This is a genomic window from Niveispirillum sp. SYP-B3756, assembly GCF_009495745.1.
Lineage (GTDB): Bacteria > Pseudomonadota > Alphaproteobacteria > Azospirillales > Azospirillaceae > Niveispirillum.
Genome location: NZ_WIDQ01000007.1, coordinates 109,986 through 128,792 on the forward strand (window position 1 = coordinate 109,986; position 18,807 = coordinate 128,792).

At 63.9% G+C, this 18,807-nt stretch carries 12 protein-coding genes and 1 pseudogene; 6 read left to right on the forward strand and 7 right to left on the reverse strand.

Features of this window, described 5'->3' with window-relative positions:
- Window positions 1-100: 100 nt before the first annotated feature.
- Window positions 101-2,383 carry a ribonuclease R gene (rnr, locus tag GE253_RS15595; RefSeq protein WP_348770871.1) on the reverse strand — a complete coding sequence of 761 codons (2,283 nt, stop codon included), beginning with the start codon at window positions 2,381-2,383 and terminating at the stop codon, window positions 101-103.
- Window positions 2,384-2,544: 161 nt separating this feature from the next.
- On the opposite strand from rnr, the gene GE253_RS15600 reads away from it, so the two are divergent.
- Together GE253_RS15600 and GE253_RS15605 are read left to right on the forward strand one after the other, a co-directional pair.
- Complete coding sequence (locus GE253_RS15600) at window positions 2,545-2,910, forward strand: antitoxin Xre/MbcA/ParS toxin-binding domain-containing protein (RefSeq protein ID WP_153205085.1); 366 nt, start codon at window positions 2,545-2,547, stop codon at window positions 2,908-2,910.
- Entirely contained in the window at window positions 2,907-3,431 is a 525-nt protein-coding gene (locus GE253_RS15605; RefSeq protein WP_348770872.1) for an RES domain-containing protein, read from the forward strand. The genes GE253_RS15600 and GE253_RS15605 overlap by 4 nt, the downstream gene beginning before the upstream one ends.
- Here GE253_RS15605 and GE253_RS15610 read toward each other — a convergent pair.
- The 3 genes from GE253_RS15610 to GE253_RS15620 form a co-directional block, all read right to left on the reverse strand.
- Window positions 3,428-4,306, reverse strand: coding sequence for an ROK family protein (locus GE253_RS15610; RefSeq protein ID WP_153205086.1), 879 nt, complete (start codon window positions 4,304-4,306; stop codon window positions 3,428-3,430). The genes GE253_RS15605 and GE253_RS15610 overlap by 4 nt on opposite strands.
- A 31-nt stretch (window positions 4,307-4,337) precedes the next feature.
- A complete protein-coding gene (locus GE253_RS15615) occupies window positions 4,338-6,176 on the reverse strand; it encodes an alpha-amylase family glycosyl hydrolase (RefSeq protein WP_153205087.1) in 1,839 nt (612 codons plus the stop codon).
- Between the two features lie 152 nt (window positions 6,177-6,328).
- Window positions 6,329-8,788, reverse strand: a complete 2,460-nt coding sequence (locus GE253_RS15620) for a TonB-dependent receptor (RefSeq protein WP_211101485.1) — start codon at window positions 8,786-8,788, stop codon at window positions 6,329-6,331.
- Between the two features lie 306 nt (window positions 8,789-9,094).
- Between GE253_RS15620 and GE253_RS15625 the strand changes: the two genes are divergently transcribed.
- Complete coding sequence (locus GE253_RS15625; RefSeq protein WP_153205088.1) at window positions 9,095-10,687, forward strand: sodium:solute symporter; 1,593 nt, start codon at window positions 9,095-9,097, stop codon at window positions 10,685-10,687.
- A gap of 240 nt (window positions 10,688-10,927) precedes the next feature.
- On the opposite strand, the gene GE253_RS15630 is transcribed toward GE253_RS15625, so the two are convergent.
- Together GE253_RS15630 and GE253_RS15635 are read right to left on the reverse strand one after the other, a co-directional pair.
- Window positions 10,928-13,132: a TonB-dependent receptor gene (locus GE253_RS15630; RefSeq protein ID WP_153205089.1), complete on the reverse strand. Its 2,205-nt coding sequence runs from the start codon at window positions 13,130-13,132 to the stop codon at window positions 10,928-10,930.
- Between the two features lie 743 nt (window positions 13,133-13,875).
- Window positions 13,876-14,415 (reverse strand): annotated as a pseudogene (locus GE253_RS15635) (HNH endonuclease); the annotation flags it as partial.
- A gap of 356 nt (window positions 14,416-14,771) precedes the next feature.
- On the opposite strand from GE253_RS15635, the gene gluQRS reads away from it, so the two are divergent.
- Both gluQRS and GE253_RS15645 read left to right on the forward strand, forming a co-directional pair.
- Window positions 14,772-15,644, forward strand: a complete 873-nt coding sequence (gene gluQRS / locus GE253_RS15640; protein ID WP_153205091.1) for a tRNA glutamyl-Q(34) synthetase GluQRS — start codon at window positions 14,772-14,774, stop codon at window positions 15,642-15,644.
- A 76-nt stretch (window positions 15,645-15,720) separates the two neighbouring features.
- The gene (locus tag GE253_RS15645) at window positions 15,721-16,212 is read left to right on the forward strand and encodes a hypothetical protein (protein ID WP_089290675.1); all 492 of its coding nucleotides are present in this window, start codon (window positions 15,721-15,723) and stop codon (window positions 16,210-16,212) included.
- A gap of 234 nt (window positions 16,213-16,446) precedes the next feature.
- Here the strand turns inward: GE253_RS15645 and ybaL are convergent, their stop codons facing one another.
- Window positions 16,447-18,183, reverse strand: a complete 1,737-nt coding sequence (gene ybaL, locus GE253_RS15650; RefSeq protein ID WP_153205092.1) for a YbaL family putative K(+) efflux transporter — start codon at window positions 18,181-18,183, stop codon at window positions 16,447-16,449.
- A 142-nt stretch (window positions 18,184-18,325) separates the two neighbouring features.
- On the opposite strand from ybaL, the gene GE253_RS15655 reads away from it, so the two are divergent.
- On the forward strand, window positions 18,326-18,577 hold the full coding sequence (locus tag GE253_RS15655) for a helix-turn-helix transcriptional regulator (protein WP_153205093.1): 252 nt from the start codon (window positions 18,326-18,328) through the stop codon (window positions 18,575-18,577).
- Window positions 18,578-18,807 lie beyond the last annotated feature (230 nt).

Consider the following 18,807-nt stretch of genomic DNA (forward strand, 5'->3'; position numbering starts at 1 on the left):
GCTTCATTGGCGGCACCTCTGTAATAACAGAGAGTGCCGCAGCCGTGCGGGGGCGTAAAGCCGCCTATTACGCGCAAAGGGTCAGGCGCACAGGCTTTTTTTAGCGCCGCCGACGCGGCGGGCGGGGGGCGTCGATGGAAGGTGCCGGTGCCTCCTCCCCCCGCTTGCCGCGGCCGCGATGGCTGGCCCCGGTGCCGCTGCCACGCCCGGCCGGCATCTCTGACCCATCATCATGCAGCAGGCGGAACACCATGGAACCGGTGATGGCGTCGGCCTCCAGCAACCGCACCTTCACCCGTTCGCCCAGCTTGAACACCCGGCGGTGCCGCCGCCCGATCAGGGCGTGATGGATTTCATCATGGTCATAGAAATCATCGGGCAGGGTGGAAATGGGCACAATGCCTTCCGCCCCGGTTTCATCCAGCGTGACGAACAGGCCGAAATGGGTGACGCCGCTGGTCTTGCCGCTGAAGGTGGCCCCCACGCGGTCAGCCAGATAGGCGGCAATATAGCGATCCAGCGCATCACGCTCGGCCTCGGCGGCGCGGCGTTCGGTGCCGGAAATCTGTTCGCCCATCTTGTCAAACCGGCCCATTTCCTCATCTGTCAGGCCGCCATCGCCCAGCCCATAGGCGCGCACCAGGGCGCGATGGACAACCAAGTCGGCATAACGGCGGATGGGGCTGGTGAAATGGGCGTAACGGGCCAGGGCCAGCCCGAAATGGCCGATATTGTCGGGCTGATAAACCGCCTGGGCTTGGGAGCGCAGGATGACGGTGGAGATCAACTCCGACTCTGGCGTGTCGCGCGCCTTGTCCAGGATATTGGTGAAGGTGGCCGGGCGCAGCACCTGACCCTTGGCCAGATTATAGCCCATGCTTTTCAGGAATTCGCGCAGTGACTCCAGCTTGTCCAGCGCCGGCTCGGCATGGGCGCGGTACATGCAGGGGCTGGATTTCGCCTCCAAAGCCTCCGCCGCCGCCACATTGGCGGCGATCATGAATTCTTCCACCAGCCGGTGGCTGTCCAGCCGGGCGCGCACGCCGATGCTGGATATCTTGCCATCCTCCCCGATCACCACCTTGCGTTCGGGCAGGTCCAGTTCCAGCGTACCACGCCGGCCCCGCGCATGGGCCAGCACCGCATAGGCTTGATAGAGCGGGCGGATCACCGGGTCCAGCAGCGGGCCGGTCAGCTCATCCGGCGCCCCATCCTGGGCCGCCTGCACCTGTTCATAGATCAGCCGCGCGGCCGACCGCATCAACCCGCGCACAAACTTGTGCCGCTTGATCTGGCCCGACGCGTCGATCCAGATATGCACGGCCAGACAGGCGCGGTTGACGCCCGGCTTCAGGCTGCACAGCTCATTCGACAGCGCCTCCGGCAGCATCGGCACGACCCGGTCGGGGAAGTAACAGCTATTCCCCCGCTCATAGGCGGATCGGTCCAGCGCACTGCCGGGGCGGACATAGAAGCTGACATCGGCGATGGCGACCAGCAGATGGAAGCCGCCCTTATTGTTGGGGTCGGTATCCGGTTCGGCGAAGACGGCATCGTCGAAATCGCGCGCATCCGCCCCGTCGATGGTCACCAGCGGGTAATCACGCAGGTCGGTGCGCCCGGCCAGCGTCGGCTCCTCCGCCGCGGACGCCTCTTCCAGGGCGGCGGTGGGGAAAATAGTCGGGATGCCATGCTGGTGGATGGCGATCAGGCTGATGGCGCGGGGTTCATCCACCCCGCCCAGCACCTCCACCACGCGGGCCTGTTTCAGGCCCAGGCGGGAGGAGGGCAGCAGTTCGGCGACCACCAAATCGCCGGGTTTCGCCTCGCCGGCATTTTGCGGCAGGATGACGAATTCCGACTTGGCGCGGCGGTCGGCCGGGCGCAGCCGCCCACCCTCCCGCCCCAACTCATAGACGCCGACCATCTGCGCCTGTTGGTTGCCATCCAGCTTGCGGATCGTTTTGCCTTCGTAATAATCATCCCGCAGCCGGTTCAGCCGTGCCAGCACCCGGTCGCCGATGGCGAAGCCGGCCTGGCCCCGTCGTTCTGGCATCATAACGATGCGCGGCGGATCATTTTCCGGGTCGGCCCAGTTCATCGGGCGGGCGATCACCTCCCCATCGGCATCAATATCGCTGATGATCAGCACGCCCACGGGCGGCAGGCTGGCCGGCGGGGCCAGCCGTCGGCGACCGCCCTTTTCAATGGCACCATCGCCTTCCAGATCGCGCAGCAGGTCTTTCAGCAGGATGCGGTTATCGCCCGTGATATGAAAGGCCCGCGCGATTTCCCGCTTCCCCACCGGCACCGGGCTTTCCCGGATGAATTCCAGTACCTGTTCCTTGGTGGGGAAGGGGGCTTCTTTCTTCGGGTTCTTCACGGGCGCGCAAATCCAGCAGGGGGAGATAAGGGGTTCATGTGGCGCGCACCATGCCACAATTCCACCCGCCCGGCCCCGCCTTTCCCGCATAGGGCTTGCGCTGGCGAGCGGGTTGCCTCATCATATGCCTATAAAGTGGGGCATATTTAGAGGTGTCGCCGATGGCTGTTGCATCGATCCTGGCCGACATGATCCAGCCTGATGGCATTGTCGCCACCGACAGGCTGGCGGATCATCTGCATCTTACCAAGACGGAACTGGCCCAGGCGGCGGGCCTGTCGCGCGATGCCGTCTCCAAATCCGCGCGTCTGCACAGCCGCAATACCCAGGCCCGCCTGCGCGATCTGGTGGAGATTATCAACCGGGTGCAGCCCTGGGCGGGGTCGGTACAGCAGGCCTTCGCTTGGTACCGGTCGCAGCCGCTGCCCTCCTTCGGGGATCAGACGGCGGAAGATCTGGTGCGTGAAGGACGAGCCGACGCGGTGAAGCGTCACCTGTCCCGGCTGGCGCTGGGCGGCTTCGCGTGAAGCAGCCCTGGCGGGGCGTGGTGTATCGCGCCCATCATCCCCGTTGGGCCTTCGCGCCCGATAGCGGGGAGGGGGCGGCCCGGTTCGGTGGCCGCTTCAACCCGGTGGGCACACCCGCGCTTTACACGGCCCTACGCCTGCAAGGGGCCTGGACGGAAGCGCAGCAGGCTTTCCCCTTCAAGGCCCAGCCCATGACCATGGTGGCCTATCAGGTGGATTGCGCGGATATGGTGGATCTGACCGATCCGGCGATTCTGACCGCTTGGGGGATCGCCGGGGCCGATCTGGCCTGCGCCTGGGAGGATATGGCTGACCGGGGCATTGAACCGCCGAGCTGGGCGCTGGCAAAGCGGCTGGTCGCGGCGGGCTGTGCCGGCATCCTGGCGCCCAGCTTTGCCGCCGGGGCGCAAGCGGGCGACATCAATGCCATCTTCTGGCACTGGTCGCCCGATCCGCCGTATCAGGTGCGGGTGGTGGATGATCTGGGGCGACTGCCGCGCGACGATACGTCCTGGCGTTAACCCGCCAGCGCCCCCGCCCCCAGCACAATCGCCCCCAGCACGCCGGACAGGCTGTCCAGCCCCGGCGGTACGATCATTTGCGCATCGCCTTCCAGGGCCGGGCTGCGCACGTAGCCAGCCAGATGGCGGCGCATCGCCGCTTCGGCACTGGCGCGCACCTGCGGGCGCTGGCCCACGCCACCGCCCAGGATGATCCGGCGCGGCGAGGTGACCAGCAGCAGGGAGGCGCAGAGCTGGCCGATATAGTCCCCCACCAGTTCCCAGACCGGGTGATCCTCGCCCAAGGTTTCCGCTGGCTGGCCGACGCGGGCGGCGATGGCCGGGCCGCTGGCCAGCCCTTCCAGGCAATCGCCATGGAAGGGGCAATGGCCTTTGAACGGGTCGCGCTGGGCATCCCGGCGGACCAGCAGATGCCCCGCCTCCGGATGCAGCAGCCCATGCACCGGCGCGCCATTCACCACCAGCCCGACGCCGATGCCGGTGCCGACGGTGATATAGGCGTAGTCGCGCAAGCCCTTGGCTGCCCCCCAGCGCCCTTCACCCAAGGCGGCACCGTTCACATCGGTATCCAGCACCACCGGCACGCCGAACCGCTCGGCCAGCGGGGTCACCAGGGGCGTGTCGGTCCAGCCGGGTTTGGGTGTGTTGGTGATGCGCAAGCCGCCCGGATCGGTGGGGTCAAGGCAGAGCGGGCCGAAGCTGGCCACGCCGATGGCATCGAACGGCCCCAGCCCGGCCAGCGCGTCGATCACCGCCGCCATGGTGCTGGCCGGGTCGCGGGTGGGGATGCGGATGCCTGGGGTCAGGTCATCCGGCCCGCTGCCCGCCGCCACCACGATCTTGGTGCCGCCCAATTCAATACCCGCGATGCGCATTTTTTTGCCTCCCTGCTTTATAGCCGTTCCATCATGCCACAGAAGGCACCAGCCAGCGCAGGCCCCACGGGGGCAGCGTCACGCCATCCACCGACAAGGCATCCCCGCCCAACAGGTCGACCCAGCCGCCAGCGCCCGCCCAGGCGGACAGGTCCGCCGCGAGAGTCTGGCCGCTGAAATTGCCCAGGCAGATCAGCCGGTCGCCGCCCTGATTGGCCCGTTCGAACGCCAGCAGGGCGGGGTTGGGCAGCTCCAGCGGGCGGGCGGGGTTGCCACCATGCATGGCTTTGCGGCCCTGGCGCAGGCGGGCGAACTGGGACAGGGCGGCGTGGATCGGGCCTTCTGCCCGCTGCCAATCCATCTGCGGCCGGTGCAGCCAGCGCCCATCCAGCGCCTGATCAGGCACGCTGGCATAATCGGCATCGTTGGTCAGCGCCCGTTCATCGCCCATATAGATGGCGGGAATGCCATCCAGCGCGAAGGTGACGCCATAGGCCAGCCGCAGCCGGGCCAGCGCCGAAGCATCATCCGCCCCACCATCGCGCAGGCCCGCCAGCGAGGCCGCCATGCCGTTGGTGGAGCGCACGGCACCCGGTTCCCCCTGGAACGCCCGCCCATCGGGCTGGAAGGGGCCGGCGGCCTGACCGGCATAGAAATCAGAAATCCAGGCCAGCTTGTCGTCCGGGATCACGCCCTTCAGGGCGGCCCAGATAATATCATCATGGCAGCGGACATAGGTCAGCCAGCCGGCCCCCGCCGGGCGGGCCAGCGCATCGGTCAGGCAGCGGCGCAGCGGACCGGTATCACCGGTGGCCAGCCCAGCCCACAGCGCCGTCATGGCGGTATTATTATAGGCCAGATGGCATTCCGGCTTCTCCGGCGTGCCCAGGAAGGGTAGCACCTCTGCCAAGCCTACAATCGCCTCTGCCTTCAAGGCGACGGCGGGGCAGGCGATGGCCAGCAGGGCCCGCCAGGCCCGCACCACCAGATGGGTTTCCGGCAGGCCCCGGCAATCGGTGCCGATGCGTTTCCACAGGAAGGGTGCGCTGTCCAGGCGGAACACCTCCGCCCCCTGGTTGGCCAGGAACAGCAGCACATCCATCATTTCGATAAAGACGGCCGGGTTGGCGTAGTTCAGATCCCACTGGAACGGATAGAAGGTTGTCCAGACATAGCCCCCCATCTCCGGCACATGGGTGAAATTGCCGGGCGCTGTCTGCGGGAACACCTGACCCAGGCGGGATTCATAGGCATCCACCAAGGCCTTGTCTTCCAGCACATGGTAAAACTGGCGGAAATGCAGGTCGCCCGCCAAGGCTGCCAGCGCCCAGGGATGTTCGGCTGCCGTATGGTTGCAGACAATATCCAGGCACAGGCTGATCTGGCGGGCGCGCAGGGCGGCGGCCAGATCGCGCAGATCATCGAGGCTGCCCAGCTTGGGATCAACATCGCGGAAATCGGCCACGGCAAAGCCGCCATCGCTGTCGCCTGGACGGGGTTTCAACAGCGGCAGCGGGTGGAAATAGCGCACGCCCAGGCGCGACAACTCATCCAGCTTTTCTTTCGTGCCGGCCAGCGTGCCCCCGAACCGGTCGATATAGGTGCAGTACCCCACCATTTCCGGCTGCTGGAACCAGTCCGGCGTTTCCTGTCGCGCCACGTCCAGGGCCAGCAGGTCGGCCGGCCGGGCGGCAGCACTGGCCAGCAGGCGGGCCGCCAGTTTCTGTTCCCACAAGGCCAGATCGGCGTGACCGGCATAAAGCGTGCGGAAGGCGGCCAGGGCGGATGGCCAGTGACGGGCGATCCGCGCCGTCAGGCGCTGGGCCAGATCGGCATCGGCAAGGGTGACCGGCAGGGGAAAGCTGCTCATGGCAAAGGGCTTTCTTGAAAAACGGTATCAAGCAATCAACAAAAATGACCCGGCCAGGGGCAGAGGTTGGAGGGGGATAGGCCCCCGGCCGGGAACCCGTTCTGATCCAGGCGGGCCAGGTCAGGGACCGGCCCGCCCGCCTGGGCGGGGTATCAGAACGTGTATTTCAGCGTGGCGGTGCTGGTGCGCCCGTTGATGGAACGGGCGCGGATGATGTTGGTCTGGCCCGGGGTGATGGACCCTTCTTCCGATTCCGTCAGGCCCTTGGCATTGAACAGGTTGTTGACATTGACCGACAGCACCAGCCCTTGCGCGATGGCGTAATCGGCGAACAGGTTGACCTGGGTGTATCCTGGCATCACCAGTTCATTGCTGTCCTGGGCATAGGATTTGGTGGTGCCGATGATGTTTGCCCCCAGCGTGAAGGCGTCATAGGAATAAGACGGCGTCAGTTGATAGATGAAATCAGCCTGACGCCGGGGCTTATTGCCCTTCAGCGCCGGGGTCAGCGCATCTTTGGAAATCTCCGCATCCGTCCAGGTGCCGCCGGCCGTCAGCATGAAGCCTTCGTAGCGATAGCTGGCCTCCAACTCGATGCCCTTGGCCTCATAGGTGCGGTCAAAGAAGCGCTGGCTGGTCGCCTCGAAATTCTGTTCCTGCGTCTTGGCGAAGAAGGCGGTGGCGAACAGGCTGATGCCATCGCCGCGCCACTTCACCCCGCCTTCATACTGGTTGACCATATCCACGGCGTCTTCGGTGGCGACGGAACCATCGGCCCGCACGCGGCCGAACAGCAGGCGGTCGGCATTGGCGCGCCCACCCCGGCTGACCCGGGCAAAGACCGAGAAATCGGGATCGATCATGTAATTCGCGCCGACCGACCAGGACCAGTAACCCCAGTCATAATTGATCGGCTGCGGGTTGGCCGTATCGATGATGGAGACACTGCGTTCCGGAACGGAGATGCTGCCGTCGCGGTTCACATCCACCTGTGCCTGCCGGGAGGCGGTATAGGAACCGCGCGCCTTGCCCTCGTCACGGCGCAGGCTGGCATCGACATTCAACTGGCCCATTTCCAGGGCGGCCGAGACATAGGGCGCATCGATATCATACTGGGCATCATAGCGCCGGGTGCAGCAATTGCCCCAGTAGGGCACGCCGTAACCCAGCAGGCCGCCACTGGTCTGCAAGGTGCCATTGGCGGCCACCACATCCAGCAGCCGGGCATTATCGCCCTTCACTTCCATGACATAGGTGTTCCACAGCCAGTCCATCTCGATATTCTGGCGGGCCTTGTAGTAGCCGGCGGTCAGGTCGATGGTGCTGTCACCGGCCACGATGGCGCGGGTCAGCTTGAAGTCATTGGCGAAGTTGCTGAAATCATTGATATCGACATCGAACAACGCCACGCGGCTGGCCAGACCATTGCCGTTCAGGGTCGACGGGTTGGTGATGCGGGTGCCGTCGGTATAGCGCAGGCTGGCGCCGGCCCCGCCAATTTCCGTCGCCAGCGCCTGGGCGCCCGTCACCTGCTGCGGGAAGATGGAGACGAAGCCGCCATCGGTCTGGGCCATGCGCACCTTGTTGAAGATGCTCCAGCCCTCGGCCAGATCGAACTTGAACTCAGCCCCCACGGCGGTGGAGACAGGATGCATCCCGTCCTTCAGGCTGTTGGTGCGCAGGTTATTGTTGCCGTCCAGGCCGGTGTTGGTCAGGAACAGGGCGCTGTGCAGCGTCTGGTCGCGCATGTCCAGGCCGGGGACGGAGCGAATATCCGGATCGCTGTTGCTGCCGCTGACCAGCATAGGCTGCGGCAGGAAGGAGACGGCGCGGTCATTCAGATATTTGAAATAGACGCGCGCATAGCCATTCTCGAACTCGCGCGTCAGGTTGGCCTTCACCTGACCGCCCGATTCGGCGGTGTAGTTGGCGTTGCGCGGGCCTTCGCCTTCCCGGTAGAAGCCGCCAATATGGAAGCGCCAATTCTCGTCAATATGGCCGCCGAAATCGAAATCGCCGCGCGTGGTGTCGTAATCCAGGCCACGGGTGATGGCCAGCGAGCCGCCATCCTTCTCCCCGGTCTTGGAGATGAAGTTGATGACGCCGCCCGGCGAATTGCTGGCCAGGGTGGAGGCGGAACCACCACGGATGGCCTCCACCCGCGCCACATTGGCGTCAGCGCGCAGGAAGATGTCGGCATTACCAAAGGAGATGTCGCCGAACTCCAGCACCGGCAAGCCATCTTCGTGCAATTGCAGGAACTTCGCCCCGCCCGACGCGACCGGCAGGCCGCGTACAGCAATATTGGCATTGCCCTCGCCACCGCTGGCTTCCGACCGGATGCCGGGGATATTGCGGAAAATCTCCGCCGTGTTGCGCGGGGCGACCTGCAACAGGTCGTCGGCCGACAGCGCACTGACGGAGACGGAGGAGCGCATCTTGGAAGTCTGGTTGACGACGGCGGTGACGACGATTTCGTCCATCAACAGCCCGTCTTCCTGCGGTGGGGTGGTGCCGGTCGCCGGGGCGGCATCTTGTGCAAAGGCGGCGGTGAAGGCGAACGCGCTCAAAGCGGCGCCCATTGCAGACGCACGCAGCAAGGACTTCTTCATGTTGTTCCTCCCATAAGGATCACCTGCGGGGTCTTGGGTCTTTCTTGCCGTCCCCTCGGTCACCTATGATGATAGAAATCTCGCAATCGTTTGCAAGATGATAAATTCAAAATCTTCTAATCTTAGGGATAGTGCGTGGAAATCTATCTTCGCAGTTGCAGCAATATATGGCCAAATCGCCACATATCGCGCTTTTGAACCCTAAAATCTTGTCTTCTTGATTAAGCAATCGATTGCAAGATTGTTTGACTGGCTTTACTGTCTGCTGACGGTCAAAAAGCAACAATCGATATCGGGAGGAGCAGGATGCTGCAGGGTCACGTCACCCTGGCGGGGCTGGACGCCGCCATCATCGGTCTTTATCTGGTGGCTGTTGTCGCCCTGGGGCTGTTCGCCTCCCGCAAGGCGACGACGGCCACCGACTATTTCCTGGCGGCGCGCAGTTCCACCTGGCCCACCATCGGGCTGGCGCTGCTGGCGTCCAACATTTCCTCCACCACGCTGATCGGTCTGGCGGGGGCGGCCTATGCGGCGGGGATTGCCGTCTATAATTATGAATGGATGGCCAGCGTCGTGCTGGTCTTTTTCTGCCTCTTCCTGCTGCCGGTGATCCTGCGCAGTCAGGTCTATACGATGCCGGAGTTCCTGGAACGTCGCTATGACGGCTCCATCCGGCTCTATTTCTCCGGCCTGACCATCTTTTTGAACATCGTGGTGGATACGGCGGGCACGCTGTTCGGCGGTGCCTTGATGTTCAAGCTGATCCTGCCCGATGTGCCGCTGTGGCAGATTGCCGGCCTGCTGGCGCTGGCGGCCGGTGCCTACACCGTTGCCGGCGGTTTGAAGGCCGTGCTGGTGACAGAGGTGGTGCAGGCGGTCATTCTGGGCGGTGCCTCCATCTTTGTGGCCATCTTTGCCTTTGACAAGGCGGGCGGCTGGGATGCGGTGATGGCCGCTGTGCCGGCCGACAAGATGAGCCTGATCCGCCCCGCCGATGACAGTAACCTGCCCTGGACGGGGTTGATTTCCGGGGTGCCGCTGATCGGGCTGTATTTCTGGTGTACCAACCAGTTCATGGTGCAGCGGGTGCTGTCGGCCAAGAATCTGGATCATGGCCGCTGGGGCAGCCTGTTTGCCGGCTTGCTGAAACTGCCGGTGCTGTTCCTGATGGTGCTGCCGGGCAGTGCCGCCATCCTGATCTATCCGCATCTGGAACGGCCAGATCTGGTCTATCCGACGCTGATTTTCGACCTGCTGCCGGTGGGCGTGATCGGGCTGGTGGTGGCGGGCTTCCTGGCGGCCATCATGTCGTCCATCGCCAGCACCTTCAATTCCGCTTCCACCCTGGTGACGATGGATTTCGTGCGGCGTTTCAACCCCGATGTCTCTCAGGCGTCGCTGGTGCGAATCGGGCGGATCACCACCATCACCTTCATGGTGCTGGCGGTGGCCTGGGTGCCGGTGGTGGAAAACCTGACCGATACGCTGTGGCAATATCTGCAGGCCGTGCTGGCCTATGCGGTGCCGCCGGTGGTGGCCCTGTTCCTGGCCGGCATCTTCTGGCGCCGCGCCAATGTGGCCGGCGCCCGTGCCGGTGTGATTGTGGGGCTGCTGGCCGGCGGCTGGCTGTTCCATGGGGTGCAGATCGCCCATAGCATCCAGCTGCATTTCCTGCTGGCGGCGACGCTGCTGTTCTTCATCTCCCTGGCCGCCGTCATCGTGGCCAGTCTGCTGACGGCCCCGCCGCCGGTGGAGAAGACCGAAACCCTGATGTGGACGCGGGCCGATTATGATGCCGAGTCGACCGCGCTGGCCGGCCGGCCGCTCTGGCAGAATTACCGGGTGCAGGCGGTGGCTTTGCTGGCGATGACAGCGGTGATCGTCTGGCTGTTCCGGTAAGGGGTTTTGGGGGGCGGGTGGTGGTGCCCGCCCCCCTTTTTTGCGACCGGTCAGGGGTGGATTGGGAATTTCCAAGACGTTCATGCTCACATCACCGTCACCCCGGCGAAGGCCGGGGTCCAGGTTCGTAGAGCACAGCGCTTGTGGCCCCTGGACCCCGGCCTTCGCCGGGGTGACGGTGGTGATAGAGGGAGGCGCATTTAACCTTTTGAAAGGAAATGCCGCTTTCCGGACAAACACTCAGAACTTATACCCTGCCGTCAGGCTCCAGGTCCGGGGTTCGGCCACGGCGATGGCGGCGTTGGTGGGGGCGGTGGTGAAATAGGTCTTGTTGGACAGGTTCTTGCCGGCAAAGGTGATGTTCCAGCCCTCTTCCCCATCCAGCAGCGCGATGGAGGCGTTGATCAGGCCCGGCATCTTCGATTCCAGCAGGTTGGCCACGGTGGAATAATAATCCCCCTGGTGCTGATAGCTGGATGACAGGCGCAGCTTCACCCGGTCCTGCCAGAAACGCGGTGTGTCATAGGTGAAGCCCGTCTGCACCGTCCAGGGGGTGAGCAGCGGCAGATGCCGGGCGCCGGCCACCGCCGCATCGGAGAGCGGGTCGAGATGGGTGTATTTATCATCCATCAGGCCCAGATTGGCGAACAGGTTCAGCCCTTCGACGGGCATGAAGGTGACCTCCAGCTCCGCCCCATAGACCCGCGAATCGCCGATATTCTGCACGGCATAGGAACTGGGGGCGATTTCGATGGTCTGCTGCAGGTCGGACAGGTCGTTGCGATAGACCGACAGGTTGGTGCGCAGCCGTCCCTCCAGCATGGTGGCCTTCAAGCCCGCTTCATAGGCCCAGACGGTTTGCGGGCCATAGACGGTGCCGAAGACGGCCGGGTTGGCCACGGCCAGCCCGTTGAAACCGCCGGCCTTGAAGCCGCGGGAGACGGAGAGATAGCTGAACACGTCGTCAGCAATCTTGAAATCCAGCCCCGCCTTGGGCGTCCAGGACTCGAAAGACGGATCGCGGTAGAGCGAGACCAGGGCTACCGCCGGGCCAGGGCTGAGCGGCAGGCGGTTCTGGATGGTGCCCTTCAATTCCTTCTCATCGCGCGTATAGCGCAGCCCGCCGGTGACCGACAGCCGTTCGGTCAACTGATAGCTGGCCTGGGCGAAGGCGGCATAGGAATTGGTGGTGCTGTCGATGGTCTGCGGCAGCACGGGCAGGGAGAAGCCGGGGCCCAGCACCAGCACATCCTTGAAGGTCTGCTTATTCTCTTCCCGGAAATAATACAGGCCGGTGATCCAGGTCAGGTCGCCGCCGAACCCATCGCCCTGCAATTGCAGTTCCTGGCTGTACTGGTTGGTGTCGCTGTTGGCATCACGGACCAGACCATTGGCGCGATAGCTGCCATCGGCATTGCGGATGCCGCCCGACATGTCGAACAGGAACCCGTCATCGGTGCGCACAAAGGCGGTGATCGACCGCAGGGTCATGTCGCCCAACTCGGCGCTGACATCCAGCGACACGGCCGTCTGGTCGGTATGGCCGTCCGGCACCACCGGGGAGAGGCTGGTATAGGCATCACCGGCCAGCGGCCGCGCATCATCGGTGGTGACATGCTTTGCCGCCAGGGTCGGATAGGGGCGCGTCCAGCCAACCGGGATCAGGTTGGCCGGGCCGTCATTATCATCCTGGGTGCGGCTGACGGTCAGGGTTGCCTTCAACCAGTCACTGCCATGGAAATGCAGCTTGCCGCGCAGGGCCAGATTGCGCTGGCCGAAGACATCGCGGTCCAGCGCCTGGTTATGCACATAGCCATCCTGGTCATTATAAAGCACGGAGAGCGAGGCCCCCAGGGTGCCTTCCACCACATCGCCGCCAATGGACGCGCTGGCCTTGCGCTGGTCGTAGGAACCCACGCCCACCGCCGCCTCGGCCCAGCGCTTTTCCCCCGGCGTGCGGGTGACGATCTTCACCGCGCCGGAAAAGGCGTTGCGGCCGTAAAGCGTGCCCTGCGGCCCGCGCAGCACCTCAATCCGCTCAATATCCGCCAGTTCCAAATTCGACCCGGCCAGCCGCCCGCGATAGACATCATCGGCATAAAAGGCGACCGCCGACTCGGAGGTGACCAGACCGCCCGACTGTTCCGACCCGCCGCGCAAGCCCACCTGCAAGGTTGACCGGCTGGCCGTGACCGGCATCAACACCAGATTGGGCACCACGCTAGTCAGGTCTTCGGCACTGCCGATCTGCTGGTCGGCCAGCGCGTCGGCCGTCAGGGCCGAAATGGCGATCGGGGTGGTCTGCAGGGCGGTTTCGCGCCGCTGGGCGGTGACGATGATCTCCTCCAGCATCGGTCCGGCATTCTGGGCCAGGGCGGGCACGGCAAAGCTGGATAAGGCGGTCGCCAGCAGCAGCGACCGCGACAGGGGACGCGGGAAGGCCATGACAGAGGGTTCCTTGAACGCAAGATGGGGAGCGCAAAGGCGCTGAGCAGTCGGCCGGTTGCCATTTCAGTGGGGTTCCGCTTGCCGGCGAGGGAGGGCAAGGGTGTCAGGGGCGGGTGCTGCGGTCACCCGGTCGGCGCGTAAAACCGCATGGTGCTATCTCCATAAAGGATGGCGACAGCCCAACGGGCGCCATGCCCGTTCGGATGACAAAATTGTTACCCAAATATCGTGGAATTATCAGGGGCGATGCGGTCTTTATCCACACAGTGGACATGATGCGCCCAGACAACGCTTGCTCAATCAAAACGCTGTGTTTTCGGGCAATTCATCGGGAAATTTGCCCGAATTCATATCGTTCACCGGAAAAACTATGCAGATTGTCGATGCCTATCCGTAAAGTTATCGTTCTTTTCGAAAGTTCGCCATCTCACCACCGTCATTCCCGCGAAGGCGGGAATCCAAAATCTGCGCTGTCGTATGGATTCCCGCCTTCGCGGGAATGACGGGAAAGGGATTGAAACAGCAAAGGAAGTTTTTGGACAGTCTTTGAAACATTACCCGACGGAAGACTGCCCAGGGGCGGGGCATGAAAAAAGGGCGGTCCCAGTCGGGCCGCCCTTTTATCCCTGATCCAGTTCCGCCCCCCAATATTGGGCGCTGGTCATACTGCTGGGGAAGCCATGTCCGTTCTCCTCCTCCACCAGTTCCGCCTGCAGATCGGCCGGTTCGGTCTCCTGGCCATAGATCAGGAAATCGCGCCAGCTGGAGTGCAGGAAGGTGGGCGGGAAATGCCGGCCATTTTCCTGCAATTCATAGACAGTCGGGGCGAAGGCGGCCTGGCGCGGATGCATCCCGCACTGGTGCGGCAACCGGCTGCCCTTGGCCAGATTGCAGGCCGAACAGGAGGTGACGACATTATCCCAGCTTGTGCGCCCGCCCCGGCAACGCGGGATCACATGGTCAAATGTCAGCTCATGCGTGGGGAAGGGCTTGCCGCAATATTGGCAGGTGAAGCGATCCCGCAGGAAGACGTTAAAGCGCGTGAAGGCCGGCCGTCGGTTGGACGGCACATATTCCTTCAGGCTGATCACACTGGGCAGCCGCATGGTGAGCTGCTGCGAACGTACGGTCCGGTCATAGTGAGAGATAATGTTCACCCGGTCCAGGAACACGGCCTTCACCGTTTCCTGCCACGACCAGAGTGACAAGGGAAAGTAGCTCAGCGGACGAAAATCCGCATTCAGCACCAACGCCGGACAACCATCAAAAGGTGGTGACAATTCCCCCCCCTCTGCCGTTCCGAAAAAGTGCCAGCCGCCCCCTAGGCCCCCGTTCCGCGCCGCCCATCTGCCGGGGGCAGGATGGGGCGCCGCATTCGGGGTCGAAGGCCGGCTGGAACGTGACGATTACATATAACGGGCCGAGCCCTTCTGACAACCCGCGCCGCGCGGTCTCTTCGTAATTGTCATGGGCCTGCAACGAAAATGCCACTCAACCCCTTGTGTTTCTGGGGGAAGTGCACCGCCATCTCTTGCGTTCTACCAATTCCGGACAGGGGCTGGTACAGCACCTTGCCATGCTGGGCGGTTGGGTGTAGCGACGGGATAGCCTTATCCTGCGCCCGCCGACCCATTCCATGCCCGCCCCCGTCACCCGCTTCGCCCCCAGCCCGACCGGCTATCTGCATCTGGGACACGCCCATTCCGCCCTGTTTGCCTGGAACGCGGCGCGGGCCGCTGGTGGCCTGTTCCTGTTGCGGGTGGAGGATATCGATCCCAACCGCTGCCGCCCGGACTATGAACAGGCGCTGCTGGAAGATCTGGCCTGGCTGGGCCTGTCCTGGCCGCTGCCGGTGCGCCGCCAGTCCGACCATATGGATGATTATGCCGCCGCCCTGGCCCGGCTGGCGGCGTTGGGCGTCACATATCCCTGCTTCTGCTCGCGCAAGGACATTGCCGAGGAGATTGCGCGGGCAGGGGCGGCACCACATCTGCAGGCGGCCGGGCCGGATGGGCCGCTTTACCCCGGTCTGTGCCGCCGGCTGGACCCGGCCTTGGCGGCTGACCGGGTGGCCGCCGGGGAACCGCACGCCATCCGCCTGGATGTGGCCAGGGCACTGGCACTGACGGGGCCGTTATTCTGGCACGACCGGGCTTGCGGCCGGGTGGCTGCCGATCCGGCCCTGTTGGGGGATGTGGTGTTGGCGCGACGCGACGTGCGCACCGCCTATCATCTGGCCGTGACGGTGGATGATGCCTTGCAAGGGGTCACCTTGGTGACGCGTGGCGAAGACCTTTTTCACGCCACACATATCCATAGGCTGATACAGGCGCTGCTGGACCTGCCGGCCCCGGACTATCATCATCATGGTCTGCTGGTTAACCAACAAGGCCAGCGCCTGTCGAAGCGGGATGGGGCCAAGGCCCTGCGCGCCCTGCGGGCAGAGGGGTTGGAGCCTGCGGCAGTGTGGCAGCTGGCCGGTGTGCCGGCAGAAAAGCAGCCATGCTGAAACAAGGGTAATGTAAGTGAATTAGATGCAATTTTAGCGATGCTGACACAGAACAATATGGTATGGGTTACGGGCCATGCAAGATACCACCATGCTTGATCAATATCGTCTCCTCGTCCGTAACACGACCATCGATGACAGAACTCTGTTATCGACGGATTATTTCAATCATTTCAATGAAGTGATCATGCTGCTGTCCATGGTCGGCGATATGCCGGACATGCTGGACGAGATCGTAGCCTGGGCGCCGCGCACCTATAAGCAGCATTTCGAAACCTCTGGTCTGGCCTTTGCGCCGCTGGCCATTGAGGCCTATGACCATGTGCCGCCGGAATATCGGGAGCCGTTCGATGAGGCGGTGAACGAGATGAACAGCCTGATCGTGGAGGCGGTGGCCACCCTGTCGCCCATGCGGGACGATCCGGACATGCTGGGCTTCACCGCCGCCGATTACTGGCAGCGTCTGCAGGCGCTGGTGGATCGGGGCAGCGCCATCGTCCATGGCTCCATTGCTGACAGCAACCCGGACGTCACCATGGACCAGAGCGAGATCGACGATCTGTTCTGAGGTTTATCTGCTGCTGTCTGTAAAAAAAGCCCCGGCGTTCATCAGGAACGCCGGGGCTTTTTGTTGGCACCTTTGTGTCTTTCCAGAAAGCTATGGTGCTTTCTGACACCTTGCCATCTCACCACCGTCATTCCCGCGAAGGCGGGAATCCATACGACAGCGCGGATTTTGGATTCCCGCCTGCGCGGGAATGACGGTTAAGTAACTGGAAAAACGAGAGTTTTCTGGGGTATCTTACGCCGGTATGCTGGCTGGCAGGGCCACAGGGCCGGGCTCCTGGTGCCCCAGCCCCATCTCGATCATGCCGCGCGCGGTTTCCCGCTCGCCCATCACCACCTGGGTGGCGCCATTTTGCTGCAGATGCTCCACCTCCGCATCGGCATGGGCGCGGGCGATGATGCGCAAATCCGCATTGGCGCTGCGGGCTTGCCGGATGATCTGCCCCGCTTCGAAGGCATTGGGGATGGCCACGAACATCAGCCGGGCGCCAGCCACATTGGCGGCCGCCTGCACATCGGCCAGCACGGCATTGCCGGTAATCACCTCCACGCTTTCCTTGCGCAGGGCATCCACCCGGCTGGCATTATCCTCCACCGTCAGGAAGGGGATGCCATCCTGGGTCAGCCGCTGGCCGATCAGGCTGCCCACGCGGCCATAGCCGATGATGATGGCATGGTCGGTCTGGCTGGTGGGGGTGGGCAGCTCGCGGGTGGCGGCGGCCGACGGCTCCCCGGTCTTTTCCGCTTCCGCCAGGGCCGGGTCCAGCCGATGGCCATATTTGTCGATCAGGGTGAACAGCAGCGGGTTGACCAGGATGGACAGGATGGCGCCCACCAGCACCAGATCCTGTCCCTCCGGCGGCAGCAGGCCCAGCGAGACGCCCAAGGCGGCCAGGATGAAGGAGAATTCACCGATCTGCGCCAGCGAGGCGGCAATGGTCAGGGCCGTGCGGCGCGGATGGCCGAAGGCCAGCACGATCAGATAGGCCACCACCGACTTGCCGACCAGGATGATCAGCAGCGTGGCCAGCACCTGCAGCGGCTGCTTCACCAGGATGGCCGGGTCAAACATCATGCCGACGGAGACGAAGAACAGCACGGCGAAGGCATCCCGCAGCGGCAGCGACTCCTCTGCCGCGCGGTGGCTGAGCGGGGAGCCCGACAGCACCATGCCGGCGAAGAAGGCTCCCAGCGCGAAGGAGACGCCGAACAGTTCCGCCGCCCCGAAGGCCACGCCCAGGGCGATGGCCAGCACGGCCAGCCGGAACAGCTCCCGCGAGCCGCTATGCGCCACCTCATGCAGGATCCAGGGGATAACCCGACGGCCAACCACCAGCATCAGCGCCACAAAGGCCGCCACCTTGGCCAGGGTGATCAGGATGACCATGCCCAGGCTCTGCCCGCCAGCCTGCGCCGCCACCGTGGTTGGCGCGGCATTGCTGCCATCACCCAGCAGCCCCGCCAGCGCCGGCAGCAGCACCAGGGCCAGCACCATGGCCAGATCCTCCACGATCAGCCAGCCCACGGCGATGCGGCCGCGATGGCTTTCCACCAGCCGCCGTTCCTGCAAGGCGCGCAGCAGCACCACCGTGCTGGCCACTGACAGGGCCAGGCCGAAGACCAGACCGGCGCCGATGGTCCAGCCCAGCACCCAGGCCAGCGCCATGCCCATCAGGGTGGCCACCCCGATCTGCGCCACCGCGCCTGGAATGGCGATGGCCTTCACCGACATCAGGTCTTTCAAAGAAAAATGCAGCCCGACACCGAACATCAGCAGGATGACGCCGATCTCCGCCAGCTGCGGCGCCAGCATGGTGTCAGCGACATAGCCCGGTGTGCCGGGGCCGATCAGCACGCCGGCCACCAGATAGCCCACCAGGGGCGAAATTTTCAGCCGCTGCGCCAACATGCCGAAAATGAAGGCCAGCGCCAGACCGACCACGATCATTGTAATGAGCGGTGCGTGATGCATCCCCAACCCTGCCTTTCCATGGGTCATGTTGGCCCTGACGGCGCCCTTGACCTCTCAACCATTTAAGCCATATTCACCCAATATGGTTGGAAAACGCCTCACTTCAACCGTCCATCGCCTGTCAGATCAGGGTTTTTTGCCTATGCCGACGGAAATTTGCCCCGCCCAATGCCGCGCCGCGCGGGGGTTGCTGGATTGGAGCCAGGAGGAGTTGGCCCAGGCGGCCGGCCTGTCCCGCAGCACAGTGCGTGATTTCGAGGCCGGCCGTCACGAGCTGCAACGCGCCAGCGCCACCTTGCTGGTGCAGACCCTGGTGGGGGCCGGTGTGCTGCTGCTGGGGCCGACGGAGGCCGGGCTGGGGCAGGGGGTGCGGCTGGTCCGACCCGCAGAATAGGGCCGCCACCCTTTGAGAATCCTCTTGCCGAAAAATTGCACAAAAATTAATCACAAGCGGAGGGGCTCAAGCGTAGTGCGGCCGAATCAGTGCACGTTCACAGACTTATCCACAGATTCTGGGGATTTCACTTACCGCCTGGGGGATTTTCCATGCCGGGAGCGGCTGGGACAAACAGATGCGATCCCCTTCACCGTATCCCCCTTGCCTTGAAGGGCGCCGCGCAATAC

Excerpts from the sequence above, each read along its gene's own strand:
- GE253_RS15600 (WP_153205085.1), top strand. The coding sequence starts at position 2,545 with ATGGCTGTTGCATCGATCCTGGCCGACATGATCCAGCCTGATGGCATT.
- GE253_RS15610 (WP_153205086.1), bottom strand. The coding sequence starts at position 4,306 with ATGCGCATCGCGGGTATTGAATTGGGCGGCACCAAGATCGTGGTGGCG.
- GE253_RS15615 (WP_153205087.1), bottom strand. The coding sequence starts at position 6,176 with ATGAGCAGCTTTCCCCTGCCGGTCACCCTTGCCGATGCCGATCTGGCC.
- GE253_RS15620 (WP_211101485.1), bottom strand. The coding sequence starts at position 8,788 with ATGAAGAAGTCCTTGCTGCGTGCGTCTGCAATGGGCGCCGCTTTGAGC.
- GE253_RS15625 (WP_153205088.1), top strand. The coding sequence starts at position 9,095 with ATGCTGCAGGGTCACGTCACCCTGGCGGGGCTGGACGCCGCCATCATC.
- GE253_RS15630 (WP_153205089.1), bottom strand. The coding sequence starts at position 13,132 with ATGGCCTTCCCGCGTCCCCTGTCGCGGTCGCTGCTGCTGGCGACCGCC.
- gluQRS (WP_153205091.1), top strand. The coding sequence starts at position 14,772 with ATGCCCGCCCCCGTCACCCGCTTCGCCCCCAGCCCGACCGGCTATCTG.
- GE253_RS15645 (WP_089290675.1), top strand. The coding sequence starts at position 15,721 with ATGCAAGATACCACCATGCTTGATCAATATCGTCTCCTCGTCCGTAAC.
- ybaL (WP_153205092.1), bottom strand. The coding sequence starts at position 18,183 with ATGCATCACGCACCGCTCATTACAATGATCGTGGTCGGTCTGGCGCTG.
- GE253_RS15655 (WP_153205093.1), top strand. The coding sequence starts at position 18,326 with ATGCCGACGGAAATTTGCCCCGCCCAATGCCGCGCCGCGCGGGGGTTG.